Below are 21,456 nucleotides of genomic sequence, written 5' to 3'. Positions count from 1 at the left end.
CCCTTGGGGAGCTCAATGACCAAATTCCGAATTTCAATTTTCAAACAAGAACCAATTTTCAATGTCCGAATGACCCAAACAGGAGACGGCTGCGATACCAGTCCGGGCGGTTTCGGACATTGATCATTCGAACATTGGTCCTTGTTTGAGAATTGGTGCTTGAAAATTGATCATTCAAAGCCGTCACATCTTCCGGCCGGCCCGAAGAGCCACCGCTTCTACTCCTTCAGCCAAATTAACGACGCCATCCGCCCGGTCTTGCCCTCCCGCCGGAAGGAATAAAAGGTGTCGGCCTCCTCGAAGGTGCAGCGTCCGCAGTCGAACACCTCGGCGCCGCCGGCGCGCAGCTGGTGGGCGGCAATCCACTTGAGGTCGGCGCGCCAGCGATCGCCGTCGGCCTCGAACGCCGCGGCCAGCAACGGATCGAACTCGACGAAGGCTTGCCGCACCTCGCCGCCGACTTGATAGCAGCCAGCGCAGATCCCCGGGCCGATCCAGGCGCGCAGGTCCGCGCCCGATGGCAGGGCCGCGAGCATCTTGTCTATGATGCCATCGGCCAGCGATCGCCAGCCGCCGTGGATGCCGGCAACGAATCCGGCATCGCGGTCGGCCAGCAGGATGGGCAGGCAATCGGCAGTCTTGATGACCACCACCTCGCCAGCGCGGTCGGTCCAGGCGGCATCCGCCTGGATACCGGGCCGCCAATCGGCCAGGTGGACGACGCGCGAACCGTGCACCTGTTCGAGCCAGTGTGGCTCGGCCGGCAGTTCGGCGGCCTCAAGCGGATCGTCTCCGCCGTCGCGGGTGGTAGTGAATGCGCCGGTGCGCTCGTCAACCGGCCAGCCGGGCTCAATGACTTTCATCGCGCACGAGGATATCAATCAGTCGCTGCATGTCGTCGGGAACGGGCGCACAAGCCTCGACCGGCTCGCCGGTTTCCGGGTGCGCAAAGCGCAATTGCCAGGCGTGCAGCGCCTGGCGGGGGAAGTGCTGCCAGGCCTTGCGCTGCGCCTCGCTCAGCCCGGCCGGCGCGCCGCGCCGGCCGTAGACCGGGTCGCCGATGATGGGATAGCGGATATGCGCCATGTGCACGCGGATCTGATGGGTGCGGCCTGTCTCAAGCTCGACATCGAGCAGGGTCGCGCCCTTGAGCCGTTGCGCGACACGATAATGCGTGACCGCACGTCGGCCGTCATGGCGCACAACCTGACGCCGACGGTCCACCGGATGGCGACCGAGCGGCTCGTCGATGCGGCCACCGGCGATGATCTCGCCCCAGACCAGCGCCTGGTAGCGGCGCTTGATCTCGCGTTGCTTCAGCGCGGCCACCAGATGCTTGTGGCTGGCGGTGGTGCGCGCGATCAGCAGGCAGCCGCTGGTGTCCTTGTCCAGACGATGCACCAGCCCGGCGCGCGGCAGCGGCGCCAGGCCGGGATCGAAATGAAGCAGGGCGTTGACCAGCGTGCCGTCGGGGTTGCCCGAACCAGGATGTACGACCAGTCCGGGCGGCTTGTTGACCACCAGAAAGGCGGGGTCGTCGACCAACACGTCGAGTTCGATCGCCTGCGGCTGGAGTTCCGAGTGGGGTTCCAACTCGGCGGAAAGAGCCACCCGCTCACCGCCAGCCAGCTTCAGCTTCGGCTTGACCGTCTCGCCGTCGACCCGCAGACGGCCATCGCGAATCCAGCCGGTGATCCGGCTGCGCGAGAATTCCGGCCACAGTTGTGCCAGCACCGCATCGAGGCGCTGCCCGGCATGAATCGAGTCGATGCGCTCTTCCTTGTTTACCTGGGTTGCCATGATTGTCAGGCTGGCGGACAAGATTCGCGTGAGGATGGCATAATGGCGCGCCGCACCGCCCTTATTCGAATACGAGAGCATTATGCAGAATTCCGCTTCAGCCCGTCGCCTGTTTCGCCCGGCCGTTTTGCTTGCCGCCACTCTGGTGCTGGTGCTCGTCGGCTGCAGCCGCGAGGAAGTCGACGACACTGTTCCGGCCGAGGAACTCTACGAACGGGCCCATTCGGCACTCCAGGCCCAGGCCTGGCCCCAGGCCATTGATCGGTACAAGCAACTGACCACGCGCTACCCGTTCGGTCGACACGCCGAGCAGGCCCAGCTCGACATGGCCTATGCCCAGTACAAGGCCGGAAACTCGGAAGAGGCGGTCACCACGCTGGACCGGTTCATTCGCACCTATCCCACGCACCCCAACGTCGACTACGCCTGGTATCTCAAGGGCCTGGTCAATTACGACCAGGCCATGGGCTTTCTGCGGCGCCTCTTTCCCGGCCAGGTCGTCGATCGCGACCAGACCAGCGCACGGCAGGCCTTCATGGACTTCCAGGAAATGATCCGCCGTTTCCCCGAAAGCCGCTACGTGGCCGACGCGCGCCAGCGCATGGTGTTCCTGCGCAACGTCATGGCCGAGCAGGATGTCGTCATCGGCGAATACTATTTCCGACGCGGCGCCTACATCGCCGCTATCAACCGGGCCGAGCACGTCATCGAGAACTTTCCCCAGGCGCCGGCCAACATCGACGCGCTCGACCTGATGGCGCGCGCCTATTCCCGACTCGACCTGCCTGAACTGGCCGCCGATACGCGACGCGTGATCGAGCACAATTACCCGGACGCCGAACTGGAGGAAGAAAAAACCGGGTTCTGGCACAAGCTTTGGCCGTTCGACTGACAGTCTTCCGGCGCCACGCGCTGACCCATGCCTGATGGAGCCTTCGCCCAGCGCGCCGAGACACTGATTCGGCGCACGGAAACATCCCTGCGGTCCCGGCTCGCGGCACTGCCCGCCAACGGTGCCCAGCTGTCCGAGGCCATGCGCTATGCCGCGCTCGGCGGCGGCAAACGCCTGCGCCCCCTGCTCGTCTACACCAGCGGAGAGGCGCTGGGCCTGCCGCATGACCAGCTCGATGCGCCGGCCATGGCCGTCGAGTTGATCCACTGTTATTCGCTGGTTCACGATGACCTGCCGGCGATGGACGACGACAACCTGCGCCGCGGTCGGCCGACGGTGCACCTGGCTTTCGATGAGGCCACCGCCATTCTCGCCGGCGACGCCCTGCAGGCCATGGCTTTCGAGATACTGACCGAAGTCGGCGATGCCACAGCGGCGCGAACCATGAGTGCCCAACTGGCGCGCGCCTGCGGCGTGATCGGCATGGCCGGCGGTCAGGCGCTCGATCTCCAGTTCGAAGGACAAACACCCCAGCGGGCCGCGGTCGAGGACATGTTCCGCCGCAAGACCGGGGCCCTGATCCATGTATCGGTGATGATGCCGGCCGCACTGCGTCCGGAGCTCGAAAAACGCCAATACCAGGCCTTGTCGCGCTTTGCCGATACCATCGGGCTGGCCTTTCAGATCCGCGACGATCTGCTCGAGATCGAGAGCGACACCGAATCCATCGGCAAGCCCAGCGACAGCGACGCCAGCCGCCGAAAGGCAAGCTGGCCGGCCCTGTTCGGTATCGATGCCGCGCGCAGCCGCATCGATGAACTCGCCGAACAAGCCGCCGAAGCCCTGACCGAAGTGGAGGGTGATACCGACGGCCTCGAGTGGCTCGCCGAGCGCCTGATCAATCGGCGGTTCTGACCCGGCAGAGGATATCGGCGATGTCGTGGCCCTTCCTCTCGCCGCGACGCTCGAAATGCGTCTGCGGACGCCAGGACGGTCTCGGAGAATAAGGCTCCCCCACCGGCTCCAGGGCCGGCACCTCGGCGATGGCCTCGACCATCCACTCGGCATACGGCGCCCAGTCGGTGGCCAGGTGCAGCAGGCCGCCGAGCTTCATGCGCTGAACCAATTGCCGGAGAAATTCGGACTGGATCAGGCGCCGCTTGTGGTGGCGCTTCTTGGGCCAGGGATCGGGAAAATAGATACGAACCTCGTCGAGGCTGCCCGGAACGACCTGTTCGGCCAGCACCTCCACGGCGTCACGCATCGCAACACGCACATTGTCCAGACCCTCGTCCTCGACGCTCTTGAGCAATCGCCCCACGCCCGGCTCGTGCACCTCGATGCCGACAAAATTCTTCTCCGGCTCGTTGGCCGCCATCCAGGCCAGCGCCTGGCCGTTGCCGAAGCCGATTTCCACCACCAGCGGTGCCGAACGCTCGAAAGCCTGGCGCAAATCGGCCACATCCGGGTCAATGCCGTAGCGGGGCAGCAACTCGTCGAGTGCGCGACGCTGCCCCGGCGTCAGGCGCCCGGGCCGGCGCACGAAGCTGCGGATGCGACGGAGGTGCGTTTCTTTGTTCACTGCTTCGCTGGTTGGCTGGTTGGCTGGTTGGCTGGTTGGCTGGTTGGCTGGTTGGCAAGATTGTAGATGACCCGCCGCATACGTTCGCAGGCAAGGGCCCAGAGGCTCTTTGCAGTGCTTTTCCGAAGTCGAACCAGCAAACCAGCGAACAAGCAAACCAGCCAACGATACCCTTGGATCCTGGCGCGCCGGTCGACGGGAAAATCGCGCCAGCGTCCGGGCGATCAACCGCCCCCGCCGTCCTCCGCGATCTCGACCCGGTCGCCGTGGTTGATGGTCACCTCGGCAAACTGCGATTCGGGTACGCGTTCGCCGTTGCGCACGACCCGCACGCCGTGTTCGTCGTAGCCGAGTTCCTCGAGCACACCGGCAACCGTCAAGTTGTCGGAGAACGTTTGGGTTTCACCGTTGAGTCGAACTTCCATGCCCCGGATTGTACCGCCTTGTAGCTTGGCCCGCCTCCCGGCACACCCACACGGCCAGGCCGATCACCAGCCCGCCAACCAGCAATCGCAGCCAGTCCACGTCGCGGTTCCAGAAGATGAAGTTCACCAGAATGCCGGCGGGGATGAGCATGTTGTTCATCGCCGCGAGCTGGCCGGTATTGACCCGCTTGGCGCCCAGGTTCCAGCCCAGGTAGCCCAGCCCGGAAGCGCCCAGTCCCAGCCACAGGAGAATGCCCCATTGCAGTCCGGTGGTCGGCCAGCGCGCGTGGTCGGCAAACAGAAGCATGCCCAGCCCGGCCACCAGCGTCGCCCCGGCGAAGAACAGGCCGAAAGTCTGCACCTGCGAGGCCGTAGACCCCAGCTCGAGCCGCTTGTAGGCCACCTGCCCGGCGGCAAAGCAAAGGTTGGCGGCCTGCACGAGGCAGAAACCCGTCAGGAAATCGGGGCTAACCGCGCCGAAGCGGATGATCGCCGCTCCGCCGACGGCCAGGCCCGCGCCCAGCCAGAACCGCCCCGGCACATGACGCCGGCCGATCAGCACCTCGTCGATCAGGGTTACATACAGCGGCGTGAAGATCGTGAACAGCAGCAGTTCGGGAACGCTCAGGTAAGCGTAGGCATGGAACAGGAACAGGTACATCAGCCCAATCTGTACCGCCCCGATGGCCATCAGCGACCCAGCTGTTCTCGAATCGGGCCGGGTACGCAACAGCAGCGGTCCGAAAACCGCCAGCGCGAGCACCACGCGAAGGAAAACGGAGACGAAGTCGTCCACCTGGCCGGACAGGTAAACCCCGATCAGCGAAAAACTGAACGCCCAGACCAGTGTCACGAGCCAAAGAAAATTCATCGAGCGACCGTTATCGCTGTCAACCAGAGATTATTATGAACGTTTACAGAGAACCTGCCTTCTGTCTGCCCAGCGAGCTGCGGCATGGCTGCTGCTCCGGAAACCAGCCAGGATCTTATTCGGTCAGCAGGCGTAATGAAAAATCGTCTACCGATACAAACATCGCTGACTGAAGAGCGGGTGAAGCTACCGCCGGGGAGTAAGGGTCAGCACCTGGGCGCGGGCGTATCGTCCCAAGGTCTGTTCCGGCTCGTAGCGGTATTCGCCTTCGAGCAGCATTTTCCGCCCGTCTGGGCTCACCGCGCGGGCCGTCAGGTCTTCCCAGTTGTCATCCCAGCCCTCGACCCCGTCGAGCACCTCTTCGAGCGCCACCAGCCCGGTTGCCTGCGTCCATAACACCGGGCGGGAGACCGGAGTGGTCAGATTCGGCAGCCACTTCAGATAGCGGCCGACGAATACCGACCCGTCTGCCGAGCTGTCCCACACCAGGTTGGAGGGCGGAATGGTGCTGCGCACGGCACCGGGGATCTCGCCCAGGTAGTGATGGCCGTTGTCCTCGGTCCAGACCCAGAATTCGAAGGCGCGGGGATGATCCAGGTCCACTTCGCCGCCGTGCAGGGTCCCGGCCACGACATCGCAGCGCGCGCTGCAGGCCATGGCCCAGCCCAGGACGTTGCCGTCACTGTCACGCAGAACCCGCGGCGCGCCGCCATCGACCCAGCGCGAGGCGACCTCCGTGCGAACGCTCGAATTGACCAACGACTGCTGGCCGACGACCCGGCCGCCGTCATCGGCAAGGTCATAGGGTCGCGGCGCGAACATGCCTTCACCAATCGGCAGGCGCCTTCGACCCTCGGCCTCGCTCCAGATCCAGACTTCGCTGCGGTCCTCGTCGTCCCGTCCGGTACCGGCCAGCCAGTCGCCGTTGACCGAGACGCCGCGCAATATGTCGTCGCCGGAATCCAGTCCCGGCACCACCTGCCAATCCGCGGCGCCGGGAGCCAGCCAGAGCGGCTCCAGGACATGTTCGTCGGAGATTTCCCGCCTGCGCGTGGCCAGCAGGCGCTTGTCGGGCGTGACCCACACATCGGTGCTGGCAAAATCACCCTCGTGGACCGTCAGTTCGCCGGTCTCCGGCGACCACTCGATGACGTCAAACCGCCCCCCGGACCGCCCGCGACTGGACACGACCGTACCGTCGTCGGCAATGTCCAGTGATGCAATGTTGAGATCGCGCATCACCGCCGTGGAGGTATCCGCTACCGGCCGGAATTCGATTTCCTGCAGCTTAAATTCATACAGGTCACTCAACGATGGCGCCTGATAGGGACAGTCCGGACTGGCCAGTCGGCTCAGGCGCGTCAGGTCGAACTCGCCCGAACCGAACCCGGGCAATTCGGACTGATAGTCGGCCTGGCCATCCGAGCATCCGAGTTCCAGGCTCAGCGAACCCCACTCGCGTTGTTCGACATCCTCGCTGTCGAAGCCCTCGCCGAAACGCGCGCCGTGGGTCGAGTTCAGCATCGGAAACTCGATTCGGCCTGCTTCATGATGGCCGGTCCCCAGCATCCAGTACTGCTCGCCCTCACTGTCGTAACTGAACCAGATCAGTATCGCCTTGCCGTTCGCCAGCCATTGCAGGACGAAGCCCTCACCGGCATGGGAGAGGTCGTACCAGGAGCCGCTCTGCCCCGCATATTTCGATATGGGTTGCCCCGGCACGCCGTTGAGCGGCTGGCAACCGGCCCCCATGGTCTGTGTCAGGCGCGTCATCGCCAGGCTCTGGCCATGGCCGAAAACCGAGTAACTCCACTCGGCAGAATCGCAGTTGCTGAAACTCAGCACGGCTTCGCCCACAACCTGTTGTTCAATGGCATCCGGATCAAATTTCGGGCCGAAGCGGCCGCCGCGGGTGACCGTTAGTTCCGGAAACACGATCCGATCGCCATCGATTGCTCCCACATCCAGCAGCCACAGCTGCTTGCCCGCTTCATCGTAGGTAAACCAATAGACCACGGCCGACTCTTCATCCAGGATCTCGAGCACCAGACCCTCTCCGTTGCGGTCAGGGTTGTACCAATAGGCGCTCAATCCCGGAGAAACCGTGAATTCCTCAGCCCATGCGGGGACCGACAGCGCTAGCAGCAGCATGACCAGTAGAACGAGCCGGACGGGAAACCGGCTATTCGTTCCGCTGTGGCGGCTTCGGTAAAAAAATGCTTGCATGGAGTGATCTCGAGTGCCTTGGCCAACTGCCTCACGACCAAGGCTAATCGAGCGGCCCCGATCGGGCAAACGACCCCGAAATGGCAATTTTCCTACAGAACACTGCGCCCTACGGCCATCGCCCGAACGACATGAACTGATCCATCCTGTCAACAGACTTGAAATGGAACGGGTTGATGGGACTGGCAACCGTGCTTTCACGCGCCGCTGTCGGCATCGAGGCGCCGCAGGTGCAATGCGAGATCAACCTCTCGCCGGGGCTGCCGCTTTTCAACATCGTGGGCCTGCCAGAAACCGCCGTCAAAGAGAGCAAGGACCGCGTGCGCGCAGCGATGAAGAACTCCGAGTTCGACCTGCCGTCGTGGCGCACGACCGTCAGCCTGGCGCCAGCGGACCTGCCCAAGGAAGGCGCGCGCTTCGACCTGCCGATCGCCGTCGGCGTGCTGGCCGCCTCCGGCCAGGTCGATGTCGACGACCTGAAAGACTGGGAGTTTCTCGGTGAACTGTCGCTGACCGGCCGGCTGCGGGCGGTCAAGGGCGCCCTGCCGGCGATCCTGCGCGCCCGCGAGCAGGGCCGCAAACTTGTATTGCCGCGCGCCAATGCCGAGGAGGCGGGGCTCGTGGCCGATGCCGAGATCTACCTGGCCGAGTCCCTGTGCGAGGTTGCAGAGGCGCTCAACGGCCGCCAGGCCCTGCCGCGGGCCGAGCCGGTCGCCGGTGACGAGGAAGTGCCCGCCCCGGACCTGGCCGATGTGCTCGGGCAGCACCGCGCCCGCCGGGCGCTGGAGATCGCCGCCGCAGGAGGACACAACCTTCTGCTCATGGGCCCGCCAGGTACCGGCAAGACCCTGCTGGCCTCGCGCCTGCCGGGCATCCTGCCGCCCATGGACGAGACCGAAGCGCTGGAGGCCGCGGCGATCGCATCGGTCGCCGGCCTGGAACTGGATCCGCCGACCTGGCGCCAGAGGAAATTTCGTGCGCCCCACCACACCGCCTCCGGCGTGGCGCTGGTCGGCGGCGGCTCGAAACCGCGCCCCGGCGAGATCTCCCTGGCTCACGGCGGTGTCCTGTTTCTTGATGAGTTGCCGGAGTTCTCCCGCCACGTGCTGGAAGTGTTGCGCGAGCCGCTGGAATCCGGCCGCGTGGTGATTTCCCGTGCCGCGGTCCAGGCCGAATTTCCAGCCGCATTTCAACTGGTCGCGGCGATGAATCCCTGTCCCTGCGGCTACGAGGGCGATCCCTCGGGGCGCTGCTCCTGCACGCCCGAACAGATTCGCCGCTATCGCGACCGGATTTCGGGCCCGCTGCTCGACCGCATCGACCTGCACGTCGAGGTGCCGCGCCAGTCGCTCAAGGATTTCCCACAAGGCGAGCCGTCCGAGAATGTGCGACGGCGCGTACACGAGGCGCGGGCGGTGCAGGCCGGGCGCGGCTGCGTCAATGCGCGGCTCGACGTGGCCGGCATCCGCGACCACTGCGCGCTCGACGCCCATCAGTCCACGCTACTGGAAGCGGCCTGCGACAAGCTGCGGCTTTCGGCACGCGCCCACCACCGCATCCTTCGCATGGCGCGGACCATCGCCGATCTCGACGGCAGCGAGCGCATCGAGGCCCACCATCTCAGCGAGGCCATCGGTTACCGCCAACTCGACCGGCGCCAGAGCGACTTCGCCCGTACAGCCTGAACATCACAACCGGCTGGCTGTCCGAGGGGTACCATAAGCACTCGTTTCCTCGGGAGATCGCATGGCGCTGGCACCGAGACTGCTGCTTCTGACCGTGCTGTTAACTACCGGCCTGGCCCGGGCGGCAACCGTTTCCACCGAAGTATCGGGTGTCGAAGGAGACCTGCTCGCCAATGTACGCGCGTCGGTATCCCTAGTACAGGCAGAGCAGCTCGACGACCTGTCGCTGTGGCGCCTGCGCCAGATGGCCGAGGAGGCCCGTCCGGAAATCGAACAGGCGCTTCGTCCCTTCGGCTACTACCGTCCGCGCATCCAGGTCCGCTTGATCGAACCCGAAGACGACAGTGATCACTGGCGGGCACGCCTGAACATCGAGCCCGGGCCACCGGTGCGGGTTGACGAGACCATCATCGAACTGCGGGGCGACGGCAGCGACGACCCGGCACTGAAGCAGTGGCGTCAGGATTGGCCGCTCGAGACCGGCGATCGACTCGATCACCGCCAGTGGGAGGAGAGCTGGAGGGAGCTGGAAAAGCTGGCCGAAGAACGCGGCTACTTCCAGGCCCGCTTCGACGAACGGCGTGTGGTGGTCGACGCCGACCGCCAGGAAGCCGACCTGGAGATCAGCTACGAGACCGGAGCGCGCTTTCGCTTCGGCGACTACCGGGCACCGGACCAGCCCTTCAGCCCCTCGCTGATGAACCGCCTGCACGTTATCAAGCCCGACGAACCCTACAGCGTCGAGCGACTCGACCGCCAGCGTGAAGTCCTGGTTCGCTCCGGCCTGTTCGACCGCGTGGTGGTCGAGCCCGAACGCGACGACGAGCGCGACCGTGTCGATCTGCACTATCGCCTCGAACCGAGACCGCCCAACACCTGGCGCGCATCCATCGGCTTTGGCACCGACACCGGCGCGCGCATGCAGTTGGGCTGGACGCGCCACTACCTGGGTTCGCGCGGCAATCGCCTGGAGGCAGCGCTCGGCGCGCAGCAGCGCAACCAGGAGTACGTGTTCCAGGCGGAGTATCGACACCCGCGCGGCAGTCGACCGTCGGAGTTCCTCACGGCCGGTACGACGCTTCGCAGCGAACAGGACAACTTTCGCTTTTACGACGAGGATCGTGTCGAGCCGGTCTTCGAGGCTTACGACGGACGCCGCGAGCAGACCGAGCTGACCTTCGGCCGCATGCGGGAACGCACGCTCTGGGGAGATCGTTCCCAGCGCCTGGAGGAGCGATTGTTCGTCTCGATCCTCAACGAGAGTTTCGACGCCTTTCGCGAAGGCTCCTTCAGCCCCGAAAACGAGGCGCTGCTGGCAGCCAATCCGGAGCTTCAAACATTCCTCGATACTGAAAACCGCGCGATTGCCTTCGGCGGCCGCTGGCGCCTGCCGCAGATCACCGGCAGCGGTTTCAACACCCGCGGCTCGGTCTGGCGGGCGCACTTGATCGGGGCGCACGAGTCGGCGGGTTCGGACGTGAACTTTGCCCAGGCCTGGCTGAGCGGACGCTGGCACCTGCTGCTGGGCGAACGCCACAAGCTGCGTTTACGCGGCGAGGCCGGCTACACCGAAGCCGACACCCGGCGGCTGGATATCGGCCTCGACGATCGCAGCCTGGACCTGACCATCACGGAACTGCCCGAGCGCTACCGCTTCAAGACCGGGGGCGACCGCACGGTACGCGGCTACGGCTTCGAGAACTTGAGTACCAATCGCAACGGCGCCAATCACCTGCTGGTCGGCTCGGTCGAGTATGAATACCGCGTCGGCGAGAACTGGTCGCTGGCGGCCTTCGCCGATATCGGTAACGCCTTCAACGATTTCGACCGACGCAAGCTCAAGCGTGGCGTGGGCGTGGGCTTTCGCTGGTATACGATGATCGGACCACTGCGCATCGACATCGCCCAGGCGCTCGACGATGTCGACAAGCCCTGGCGGCTGCATTTCACCATCGGCACGCAACTGCTATGAAGAAATGGCTCGTCATCGTCGTCATCGCTCTCCTCGTAGTCAGTTTGCTACTGGGCTCGGCCTGGCTGTGGCTCACCCACAGCGAAAGCGGCGCCCGCTGGGCGCTGGCGCGTGCGGCCGGGTCGGTCGAACGGCTCGAATACGAGTCGCTATCCGGCGGTCTGGCTTCAGGCATAACGCTGGAGGCGGTTCGCTTCGAACATGCCGGCACGCGGCTGAATGCCGAAGCAATCGAACTGGCGGCGCGCATCGATCTCTTCGCCGGCCCGCGCGTGGTGGTCCACCACCTGCGCGGCCGGGGCATCGACCTGCATCTGCCGCAGACGGAGGAGACGACTGAACCCGCCGACGAGCCCTTCGACCTGTCCACCCTGACCAGCCCGATCGAAGTGATCGTCGAAGAGGTCGACCTGCAACAGCTGGTCATCCATACCGGCGAGGCACCGCAGCGCATTGAACGAATCACCCTGGCCGGGCGCTACGGCGAAAGTGTCGACATCGAGAACCTCGAGATCACGGCAGATGCGGGGCGGGTCACGGCGCAGGGTCAATGGACACTCGAGCGACGCGGTAGCGGCCGATTGACAATCGACGCGAACACCACGGCGCTGGACAACGGTGCCGAGCATTCCGCCAGCTTGACCGTCGAAGGCCGGATCGATGCGCTCGATTTCGAACTGACGACCACCGGCCCGGCCGCCCTCAATGGTCGGGGCCGGCTGCGGGGCCTGCCGGACATGCCGAGCGTAGAGGCCGAGTTCAGCGGGGGCCTGTCCGACTGGCCCGGACTGCCGCTGTCCATCCAGGATCTGACGCTGACCATGAGCGGCCAGCCGAGCGACTGGAAAGCCGAATCCAGCGCACGGGTGACCGGCCCCGACATTCCGCCGGGCGATTGGCAGATTTCACTGTCCGGTGGCCTGCAGTCGCTGACCGTCGAATCGCTGCAGGCAAATGTCCTCGACGGTCGCATCAGCGGCGACGGGCGGCTCGACTGGAGTGAGTCGGCACCCGCTTCCAGTGCCCGATTGCAGCTCAAGTCGCTGGATCTCACGCCGCTGTATCCGCAATGGCCCAACCAGGGCCGCATCGACGGTGAGCTGGTGGTCTCGACGGAAGCGGGCGTGATCGAGGTCGAGAGTCTGGCCCTCGCAGCGGACCCGGGTGATCTGAGCGTGACCGGCCAGGGCAGGATCGACCCGGCCGGCGACAGCGTGGACATCACGCTCGAATGGCAGCAATTCGCCTGGCCGCCGGTCACCGACGATGCCGAGCCGATCATGGCCAGCGAATCCGGCCGCCTGCGCCTGGAAGGCCGTATCAGCGATTGGCGGGCTGAGCTCGAGGCCGTGATGGATTCACCGCAGACACCGCCGGCACGCATCGAGGCCCGGGCCACCGGCTCGGCCGAGCAGGCCGACATCGAGCACCTTCTGATCAATGCCGGCAACAGCGGTTCGCTGACGCTGGATGGACAAGTGACCTGGGCACCCTCACTGTCAGCCCGGGTGACGCTGGCGCTCGACGGCTTCGACCCCGGCGTGCTGGTCAGCCAGCTGCCCGGGCAGATCGATGGGCGGGCCGACATCGAACTGGCCCGGGGCGAGCGCTGGCAGGCGGATATTGCGCTCGAAAACCTCAGCGGCCAACTGCGTGGCCAGCCGCTCGAAGCATCCGGCCGGCTTGCCTGGTTGGACGACCGCCCGCAAGCCGCCGACCTGACGCTCAACCTGGGTGACAACCGGATTGCAGTCGGCAACCCCGGGGCTGCCGCCTGGCAGGTAGACCTCGAAGCCGCGTCCCTCGAACAGCTCTGGCCGGAGCTCGAAGGCAGGGCACAACTGGAAGGCGAATTCCACGCCAACGATGGCCGGACAGAACTGGTCGGCCGGGTCGAGAGCCTGCGCTACCGCGATTACAACCTGGACGAAGCCGACATCGACCTGCAATTCGCCTGGCTCGGTGAGCCCGAATTGAGCCTGTCCATCATCGCAGGCAATCTCGACCTGCAGCCCTGGGATCGCGTCGAGCAACTGGAACTCACGCTCGACGGCACCTGCGCGCAACACCGACTCGAACTGACCGCATCGGGCGCACGCGGCAATCTCGACCTGGCTGCCGGCGGGCAGCTGGCCGAATGCCTCGAAGGCGGTCTGGAATGGCGCGGCGAGATTGCACGGCTGTACCTGGGCGAGACCCTGGCTGGCGACTGGCGACTGGCCGACCCCCTGCCGCTGGCCATCTCGGGACAGAGCGTTCAGGCCGAAGCCGCCTGCCTGACCACCTCGGCGGACACGCCGGCCCGGCTCTGCCTCGAACACTTGAGCGCAGGAGAGACCGGCCGGGTGGTTGCCCGCGTCGAGCAGGTTCCCATGGATCTCCTGCTGCTGCCGCTCGACCCGGTTTTTTCCCTGACCACCCCGCTGTCGGGCCGGGTCGAAGCGAACTGGGATACTGCCGGACTCGCGCGCCTGGACGGCCAGCTCCAGCTCGAATCCGGTGCGCTCAGGGCCATCGGCGGCGAACAGGATCTGCTGGGCATCGACACGATTCGCCTCGACTTCGAACCCGGTGAGAATCGGGCGCTGTCGGTGGGATTGCACGCCTTGCTTGAAGGCGCGACCGAGCTCAACGCTCAGGCCCAGCTGGCCGATTTGCGCAACCTGGCCGACACCCGCCTCGAGGGCGAGGCGCGGCTCGACCTGCCCGATATCGGCGCCTTCGCCCACCTCATTCCCCGACTCGACCGCATCGGTGGCGCGGCCACCGGCCAGCTGGAATTCTCGGGGCCGATCACGGGCCCCTCACTCAGCGGCCGACTGGCCATTGAGGAGGGCCGACTCGTCCATGCGCCATTCGGCCTGGACGTGCGGGCCGTTCGTCTTGAACTGGCCGGCTCGGCCGATAGCGCCACCCTGAAAGGTCGAGCCGAATCAGGCGAGGGTGAGTTGAGGCTCACCGGCAAGGCCCGGCTGCTCGACGAAGGCTGGCAGCTTGAAAGCCGAGTCGAGGGCGAACAGTTCGCCTTCGCCGGCGCCGACTGGCTGAAGTTGACGGCCAGCCCGCAGATCGGCCTTCAGGCACAACCCGGTCTGGTGCAGATCGACGGCGACATCCACATCGATCACCTGCGCGGCGGCCTGCCACCCGGCAGCGCGGAACGAATCACCCCTTCATCCGACGTGGAAGTCGTAGGAGAAGGCACGGAGGAAGAAGCCCCGGCAAGCGCTGCAAGCCGCAAGGTCGAGGGGCGGCTGGGCATCGACCTGGGCGACGATGCCAGCCTGGCGACTGAAGGCTTCCAGACGGACTTGGCCGGCAATCTTGAGCTGCGCTGGAACGGACCGCCCCGACCCCAGGGCCGCGGCACCATCCGTCTCACCGATGGATCCTATCGCGCCTACGGCCAGAATCTCGAAATCAACGACGGCGAAATCATCTTCTCCGGCCAGCCGATCGACAATCCCAGGCTCGATATCCGCGCCGTGCGCGACATCTTCGGCGACCCGAAAGTCGAGGTGGCCGGGGTGCAGATATCCGGCAGCGCGCAACAACCCGAGATCGAGCTCTACACCGACCCACCGACCAGCGAGGAGAACGCACTGGCCTACGTCGTGACCGGATCGAACTTCGACCACGCCGGCGGCCAGGGCGCGCTCAACGTCGGTTTCTACCTGTTGCCCAAACTGTTCGTCAGTTACGGCGTGGGCCTTTTCGAAACCGGCAATGTCCTGTCCGGCCGCTACGAGTTCTCCCGGCACTGGGGCGTGCGCGTCGTATCGGGTGAACGCGACACCGGTGTTGATCTAAGCTATACCGTGAATAACTGACACTGCCGGCATCTTCAAACCTGAAGGCGCCGGACCGGAGGCGGACCATGAACCAACGAGTGCTGAGACTGACCATCCTGATCGTTTTCACCGCGCTGGCGCTGTCCATCGCGCAGGCCGAAGAGCGACCGGCCGAAGACGTGATGATGCGCGCCATTTCCGGCGACGCCCCGGCACCCGAAGGGCGTCACGTCGACTATTTCGAAGCCAATGAAGACACGCGTGGCTACCTGGCCATGCCCGAAGGCGAAGGCCCCTTCCCGACCGTGATCCTGATCCACGAATGGAACGGCCTGGTCGACCGCATTCGCCAGACTGCCGATGCCTTCGCCGAACACGGCTACATCGCGTTTGCCGCCGACCTCTACAGCGGCCGGACCGGATCGAACCGGGAGGAGAACATCGAGCTGATGCGCGAGGCACGCTCGGACGAGCAGGCCATCATCGACAACCTCGATGCGGCCGTCGACTGGCTGAAAACCAACACACCCACCACCGGCCGCATCGCGACCGTCGGCTGGTGCTTCGGCGGCGGCGTGGCCCTGTCCTATGCGCTCGGTAGCCAGAAGCATGACGGAACAGCCATCTTCTACGGCTCCCTGCTCGACGATCCCGAGCAGATGCGTCACATTCATCACGAGGTCTACGGCACCTTCGCCGAAGAAGACACGGGCATCCCGGTGGACGAAGTCGAAGCTTTCGTCACCGCCATGCGCGCGGCCGGCATCGACAACGACGTGCACATCTACGACGCCGTCGACCACGGTTTCTGGCTCTACACCGAACGCGACTCGCGCGACGCTCGGCCGGCCGGCGCTCATGCCTGGGAACGGCTGCGCGCCTACCTCGATCGCACCATCGGTCCGGAATCGACGGAGACGGAGGAAGAATGAACGAACCCTGCCTGCAGGAGCGCTACGCCCCCCACAACGCCTGCTTTGGCTGCGGGCCGGCCAACGAAAAGGGACTGCGCATCCGATCGTTCGCGAAAGGCGAGCGGGTCGTTGCCGACTGGCAGCCCGAAGCCCATCACGAAGCGTTTCCCGGCGTGCTCAACGGCGGCATCATCGGCTCGCTGCTCGACTGCCACATGAACTGGACCGCCGCCTGGCACCTGATGCAGTCACAGGACCTGGAAAAGCCACCCTGCACGGTCACGATGGAATACGCCGTCAAACTGAGAAAACCCACACCCTCGGACGGCCCGCTGCATCTGGAAGCCTGGGTGACCGACACCGACGAGAAAGGCATCGTCAGCGTCGAGGCGGAACTCACCGCCGGCGGCGAAGTGTGCGACCGGGCGACGGGGAAGTTCGTCGCCGTCAAGCCGGGACACCCGGCCTACCACCGCTGGTGATCAAAATTATGTAACCACGGAAAACACGGAAAAACACGGAAAAAAAAACCGCGTCCGTAAAGAATCTTCCTTTTCCGTGTATTCCGTGTCTTCCGTGGTTTCTTGCATGTTTTCAGGCCAATTCCCGCAAGCGGGAACAATCCACCGCATGGCCGTTGACGATGCAGCTAGCGGATCTCGATGCCATAATCGAAGATTCCACGATACGCGGAGATTGCAATGTTGGTTACGAACCTGCTTCGTTTTTGCCTGGCCCTCATCATCGCCTGTGCGCTTGCTGCCTGCCAGGAGCAGGCTCCGGAGACAACCGAAGATTCGCCGGCCGAGGCCGTGGAAAGTGAAGAAGTTGAAACGGACAATGGCGACAACGACTCCGCCGAGGGCAAGGACATGACCGAAGCCAAAGTTGATCGAATGGGCCTGGAAGAAGCTCTGCAAGCCGCCCGGCGGGATCTGGCCGAGCGTAGCGGTGTCGAGGCCGATGATATTGGCATCGTCAAGGCGAGGGCGGTGACCTGGCGCGACGGCGCGTTGGGCTGTCCCGAGGAAGGCATGATGTATACCCAGGCCCTCGTCGATGGCTTCTACATCGTGCTCAGCGACGGCGACGATGAACACGCCTACCACGCCGGCCGCGACGGCAAGCCCTTCTTCTGCCCCGCCAAGCGCAGCCAGCCGCCGATGGACGACGCCGACGACAAAGCGGACATGTAGCCGGCTTCTGCCGCCAGCGAGCCTAACCCGCTCAGCCCAGTTGATGCATGCCGGTACCGCCGGTCATGGTGCCGGCGGTCAGGATCAGCCCGAGGATGATCTGAATGATCGCGGCAGCCACGATGGTGACGATGAAGTGCGTCGCCCGCTTGCTTTCGGGAACGTCCACCGCCAGCGGAATGATCTTGTAGAGAAACACCAGGCCGGTGATCATCCCGGCGAGTTGCAACAGGCTGCCGATGAACGGAATGCCGCTGACGGCCGCGCCGAGCCAACCGGGGATGATGGCCAGCGACACGCCGGCAAAGGCGCGGTCGAAATTCGACTCGCCGCCGAATCGCCCGGCGAAGAAACCGACGAGAAAGCTGAGCACGGTCACGCTGATGGCGGCCGCGATCAGTCCGAAGACCAGTGCGAACACGGCACCGCGACCGTAACCGAAGTAGAAATACCCGCCCAGCAAAATCGACAGCAGCCAGCCAATCACAATGGCCACGACGATCAGCGGCACCGTCAGTTCCATGGCGGTCCGCTGCCAACCGGGGTTCTCGCCCAGATAGGATTCCCAGGTCGCGCGCGGATTGCTCAAGCTGCCGGATACCAGCTCGATGGTCTTGCTCGGATTGAACATGTCATCCTCCCAGGTTGCAAAGTGGCCCTCTTGCGCCACCAGTGTACAAAATCGATCCCCCAGGCGATGGGGTGGGCAAAAAAAACCCCGCGCGTGGCGGGGTTTCCGTTACCTTTTGTGAAGTGGTTCGCTTCAGGCGGGCTGCACGTTGGCAGCCTGCGGACCCTTCGGGCCTTCCTGGATATCGAAAGTCACTTTCTGACCTTCGGCCAGCGTCCTGAAGCCGCTGCCCTCAATCGCGGAGAAGTGAACGAAAACGTCCTTGCCGCCATCGTCCTGGCTAATGAAACCGAAGCCCTTGGCTTCGTTGAACCACTTGACTGAACCTGTTGCCATGATCTTGTTACCTGTATGAAAAATAGAACAAACGTGCCGGGGAAATGAAGGATGGGATTTTGGCGATGTCCTGCCAGAAGGGAGGGGTCGACCAGAATTCGCAAGCGCCATTTACCGCAGGCAAAGTCCATTGTACGCCCGCTTTCAGGCAATTTCTACCGGAATATTCATCCGCCGAAACACCCCCTCCCGGTGCCTGTTTCGGTAACGATCAGCCTTGTTCGCCACTCACCGGGTCCTCCGCGGCCCGTTCGTCGAGTTCACGCGCCAGCTCGGTCAACGCACTAGCGCGCGAGTTCGACACCCCGCCATCGGCATTGAGGGCCGACCAGCGCGGATGATGGCGGGCACGCCGGACCGTACGCGGCAAACGGCGATCCAGCGCCTGTCCGGTGCGTGCACGGATGCGTGCGGGATTGCCGTGACCGCGCCGCACGAGGGCGGCGAGCAGTTCCATGGAGCGGGCCATGAGCAGCCGCACGACGGCATCGTCCACCTGCAGTCGCTCGCGACCGCGCAGTTGGTTGACCAGGCGCGAGCCGGCACTGCGCACGAGACCTGCTCCGGCACCGATTGCCGCCCCGGTCATCGTTCCCGCACCCAGCGACAGCCCGCCCGTTCCGACATCGATGGCCGCGCCGGCACCCGCGCCGAACGCCGCATAGCCCGAAGCCCGGATGCCATAGTGACGAAGCGTCTCGGGATCGAACAGGTCGGCTTGCCAGCGCCCTTCGCTGACGGGCAGTTGTTCGTCGTCGTAGTCCTCACGGCCGAAGCGATAGAGCTCGAGCAGGGTATCCACGCAGGCCTGTTCGCGGCGATGGATGGTCTCGCGCATCTCGCGCCAGGTTCGTTCTTTCGCCGCGTCGTTGTCGGAGTCCACCTCACGGACGAAGGCGGCGACGTCCAGCAGCAGACTCGCCACGGCTTCCAGCGCCGCCTGCCGGCGGCGGTGTTCTTCCGCCCGTCGAAAATCAAGCCAGGCCGAAAGCACGTCCGCATGACGGTCGAGCTGACTTTTGAGCTTCTCAAACAGCGCCAGTTCCGTGGCCGGATCGCGCACGGCGGCATCAAAGGCCAGCACGGTATGCAATTGCACCCGCGCCAGGGCATCGCGCCACTGTGCCTCACGACTGTCGGTCGAGGCCGTGAAATTGAGCACGGCCACGATGGGCCGGGCGCACAGACCGAGCACGGCCAGTTCGTCCTGGTACTTTTCCAGGACGGGTTCGCGCGCATCGATGACGTACAGGGCGACATCCACATCCAGCATCAGTTCGAGCACGCGCGATTCGTGGTCGAATCGCACGGCAGCGTCCGGATCGTCGATCAAGCGGCGGATGCGGGCCGGGCCGTCATGCCGATCGCCGGCCTGACGGTCCAGCCAGTCGATCAGTTCGGGCGCGTTTTCCAGCCCGGGTGAGTCGAACAGCTCGATGCGTGCGCCACCGTCGGCGACCAATTCGCTCGCGACGATCCTTCGCGTCGTGCCGCCCCGGTCACGCACCTCGCCGAACGCCCGGTTATGGGTGAGTGTGCGCACCAGGGAGGTCTTGCCGGTGTTGGTGTGGCCGACCACCGCGATTCGCAGCTTCCCGACACTCATGCCCCGCCCTCTTCTTCGCTGAGCCCGCCATGCAAGCGCGCCAGCTCACCCGCCTCGGGCGCATCGCGGTCGATGAAGACCGCCTGCCCGCCGGCGCGTTCGGCCAGGGCCTGCCAGTCGCGGCGACGGGAACCGACATCGCCCCCGCGCGCTTCGAGCCGGCCGCCCTCGTCGAGCACCAGCCACAACGGCGCCCCGGCCGCTTCGGCCAGCTGCGCGAGAAAACGCTCGGTGCCGGCATCGGGCGTCCTGAGCATGGAACATACGCCCAGCACGGCCGCAGCGGGGCGACTCAGCCGCTGGGCGGTTTCCAGGGCGGCATTACGCCCTGCCCGGTCGTCAGCGCTGCCCAGATCGATGACTTCGATGCCGGGCACCAGACCGGCAAGATCCGCCTCGTCCCGCTCGAGTTCGATGGCGACCGCCAGGATACCGACGGCATTCGATCGTCTTCGACGCCGGGGGCGTTCCGCCACATCCGGCAGCGGCCGGCCGAGGGTTTCCGACCCGGTTCGCGCCGGCGACAGATCGGCGGCCAGGCGCAGGTAGCCGGGATGGGTGGTGTCGAGATCCATGCGGCGACCGGCCACGGCGGACACGATCAACGAAACGACGGTGAGCACCGCCCGCGGAACGATGGCCCAGGCGGCGATCATTGCCAGCAGAAAGCGCGCCCACTGGGCCCGGGCCGAGGCGTCGCCGGTCCCTTCACGGCCGGCCGCGATCCAGGCCTCGTCCGCCCCGGACATGAAGCCGAGCCACTCGGGCCACCAGGCCAGCCACTCGACCAGGCTTATCACGCTGCGATCGCTCAACAGTGTGGTACCCCAGGTGAGTTCGTACTGGACGACGGAGAAGAACACGAACAATGTCGCAAAGGCACCGACTGCATACGCCAACCAGAAGCCGTGTGAAATGGCGCTCAAGCGCCAGCGCCCCCATCGCGTGGCCGCGGTACCGGCAAAGGCAGTCATCACGTCGGCGGCATGGGGTGAGGAAAGCAGGCGCGGCCCGAGCCAGCGCAGCGTGCCGAACGCCACCCCGCCGGCCAGGCTTCCCGATCCGCCGCGTCGTTCACCCAGCAGCATGACGACGCACCAGACCACGAGCATCTGGCTCGGCACCAGCAGCAGCGCGGCGGTCGCCAGGAGAATGTCGACCTGGCGGTCGGCGATGGTGGCACGCGCAGCGATGGCACCCGCCACGATCCCGACAACGGCCAGCCCGATGGCAAGCCATCCCAGTGCTCGGCGCAGGCGGCGAATGTCGGCGCGCACTGCCGGCGCCTGCGCCAGTGCCGCGGCCCGGGTCCGGAGGCGTCCGGGCAGGTCGCCGCCGCGGTCGCGTGCAATCGCAAGGGCCGCTTCGTCGGGCTGGCGCCCCACGCGCTCCTCGAGACGCCGGAAGGACTCGGCCAGCAGCCAGTCGTTAACGGTCAGGCGACTCATGCGAAGCTATAGGGAACAGTGTGCGTAAGGATTCATCGCGGCAATCATACCGCCTGCGCCCTGGTTTGATTCTGATCAAGA

18 protein-coding genes are annotated in these 21,456 nt (G+C 65.2%); 8 read left to right on the top strand and 10 right to left on the bottom strand.

Going from position 1 to position 21,456, the window contains the following annotated elements; translation table 11 throughout:
- Positions 1 to 218: 218 nt before the first annotated feature.
- Positions 219 to 863: a peptidoglycan editing factor PgeF gene (gene pgeF, locus DZK26_RS05350; protein ID WP_116898433.1), complete on the bottom strand. Its 645-nt coding sequence runs from the start codon at positions 861 to 863 to the stop codon at positions 219 to 221.
- The gene (rluD, locus tag DZK26_RS05345; protein ID WP_116898553.1) at positions 850 to 1,800 is read right to left on the bottom strand and encodes a 23S rRNA pseudouridine(1911/1915/1917) synthase RluD; all 951 of its coding nucleotides are present in this window, start codon (positions 1,798 to 1,800) and stop codon (positions 850 to 852) included. Before rluD ends, pgeF begins: the two co-directional genes overlap by 14 nt.
- An 82-nt stretch (positions 1,801 to 1,882) precedes the next feature.
- Here rluD and DZK26_RS05340 point away from each other — a divergent pair, with 82 nt between their 5' ends.
- On the top strand, positions 1,883 to 2,692 hold the full coding sequence (locus tag DZK26_RS05340; protein WP_116898434.1) for an outer membrane protein assembly factor BamD: 810 nt from the start codon (positions 1,883 to 1,885) through the stop codon (positions 2,690 to 2,692).
- 27 nt (positions 2,693 to 2,719) lie between these two features.
- Positions 2,720 to 3,607: a polyprenyl synthetase family protein gene (locus DZK26_RS05335; protein ID WP_116898435.1), complete on the top strand. Its 888-nt coding sequence runs from the start codon at positions 2,720 to 2,722 to the stop codon at positions 3,605 to 3,607.
- On the opposite strand, the gene trmB is transcribed toward DZK26_RS05335, so the two are convergent.
- From trmB to DZK26_RS05315, 4 genes are all read right to left on the bottom strand, one after another.
- The gene (gene trmB / locus DZK26_RS05330) at positions 3,591 to 4,274 is read right to left on the bottom strand and encodes a tRNA (guanosine(46)-N7)-methyltransferase TrmB (protein ID WP_220337172.1); all 684 of its coding nucleotides are present in this window, start codon (positions 4,272 to 4,274) and stop codon (positions 3,591 to 3,593) included. The two genes, DZK26_RS05335 and trmB, sit on opposite strands and share 17 nt — an antisense overlap.
- 224 nt (positions 4,275 to 4,498) lie before the next feature.
- Complete coding sequence (thiS, locus tag DZK26_RS05325) at positions 4,499 to 4,699, bottom strand: sulfur carrier protein ThiS (protein ID WP_116898436.1); 201 nt, start codon at positions 4,697 to 4,699, stop codon at positions 4,499 to 4,501.
- Positions 4,677 to 5,570 (bottom strand): EamA family transporter, encoded by an 894-nt coding sequence (locus DZK26_RS05320; protein WP_116898437.1) that lies wholly within the window; start codon positions 5,568 to 5,570, stop codon positions 4,677 to 4,679. Before DZK26_RS05320 ends, thiS begins: the two co-directional genes overlap by 23 nt.
- A gap of 186 nt (positions 5,571 to 5,756) precedes the next feature.
- Positions 5,757 to 7,721: a hypothetical protein gene (locus DZK26_RS05315; protein WP_147316859.1), complete on the bottom strand. Its 1,965-nt coding sequence runs from the start codon at positions 7,719 to 7,721 to the stop codon at positions 5,757 to 5,759.
- Between the two features lie 251 nt (positions 7,722 to 7,972).
- Between DZK26_RS05315 and DZK26_RS05310 the strand changes: the two genes are divergently transcribed.
- The 6 genes from DZK26_RS05310 (at position 7,973) to DZK26_RS05285 (ending at position 17,354) form a co-directional block, all read left to right on the top strand.
- A complete protein-coding gene (locus tag DZK26_RS05310; protein WP_116898439.1) occupies positions 7,973 to 9,481 on the top strand; it encodes a YifB family Mg chelatase-like AAA ATPase in 1,509 nt (502 codons plus the stop codon).
- A 61-nt stretch (positions 9,482 to 9,542) separates the two neighbouring features.
- Positions 9,543 to 11,453, top strand: a complete 1,911-nt coding sequence (locus DZK26_RS05305; protein WP_116898440.1) for an autotransporter assembly complex family protein — start codon at positions 9,543 to 9,545, stop codon at positions 11,451 to 11,453.
- On the top strand, positions 11,450 to 15,283 hold the full coding sequence (locus DZK26_RS05300; RefSeq protein ID WP_116898441.1) for a translocation/assembly module TamB domain-containing protein: 3,834 nt from the start codon (positions 11,450 to 11,452) through the stop codon (positions 15,281 to 15,283). Before DZK26_RS05305 ends, DZK26_RS05300 begins: the two co-directional genes overlap by 4 nt.
- A 47-nt stretch (positions 15,284 to 15,330) precedes the next feature.
- On the top strand, positions 15,331 to 16,176 hold the full coding sequence (locus tag DZK26_RS05295; protein WP_116898442.1) for a dienelactone hydrolase family protein: 846 nt from the start codon (positions 15,331 to 15,333) through the stop codon (positions 16,174 to 16,176).
- Positions 16,173 to 16,640, top strand: a complete 468-nt coding sequence (locus tag DZK26_RS05290; RefSeq protein ID WP_116898443.1) for a PaaI family thioesterase — start codon at positions 16,173 to 16,175, stop codon at positions 16,638 to 16,640. The genes DZK26_RS05295 and DZK26_RS05290 overlap by 4 nt, the downstream gene beginning before the upstream one ends.
- A 219-nt stretch (positions 16,641 to 16,859) precedes the next feature.
- Positions 16,860 to 17,354, top strand: coding sequence for a hypothetical protein (locus tag DZK26_RS05285; RefSeq protein ID WP_116898444.1), 495 nt, complete (start codon positions 16,860 to 16,862; stop codon positions 17,352 to 17,354).
- Between the two features lie 31 nt (positions 17,355 to 17,385).
- On the opposite strand, the gene DZK26_RS05280 is transcribed toward DZK26_RS05285, so the two are convergent.
- From DZK26_RS05280 to DZK26_RS05265, 4 genes are all read right to left on the bottom strand, one after another.
- A complete protein-coding gene (locus DZK26_RS05280; RefSeq protein WP_116898445.1) occupies positions 17,386 to 17,985 on the bottom strand; it encodes a Yip1 family protein in 600 nt (199 codons plus the stop codon).
- Between the two features lie 132 nt (positions 17,986 to 18,117).
- Positions 18,118 to 18,321 carry a cold-shock protein gene (locus DZK26_RS05275; protein WP_116898446.1) on the bottom strand — a complete coding sequence of 68 codons (204 nt, stop codon included), beginning with the start codon at positions 18,319 to 18,321 and terminating at the stop codon, positions 18,118 to 18,120.
- A 211-nt stretch (positions 18,322 to 18,532) separates the two neighbouring features.
- A complete protein-coding gene (locus DZK26_RS05270) occupies positions 18,533 to 19,927 on the bottom strand; it encodes a GTPase/DUF3482 domain-containing protein (RefSeq protein ID WP_116898447.1) in 1,395 nt (464 codons plus the stop codon).
- Entirely contained in the window at positions 19,924 to 21,375 is a 1,452-nt protein-coding gene (locus tag DZK26_RS05265) for a DUF2868 domain-containing protein (protein ID WP_116898448.1), read from the bottom strand. The genes DZK26_RS05270 and DZK26_RS05265 overlap by 4 nt, the downstream gene beginning before the upstream one ends.
- Between the last annotated feature and the right edge of the window lie 81 nt (positions 21,376 to 21,456).

Source organism: Wenzhouxiangella sp. 15190 (assembly GCF_003417465.1).
GTDB lineage: Bacteria > Pseudomonadota > Gammaproteobacteria > Xanthomonadales > Wenzhouxiangellaceae > Wenzhouxiangella.
Note: the sequence above shows the minus strand (reverse complement) of the source record. Positions and strands in the feature narration are given on the sequence as shown.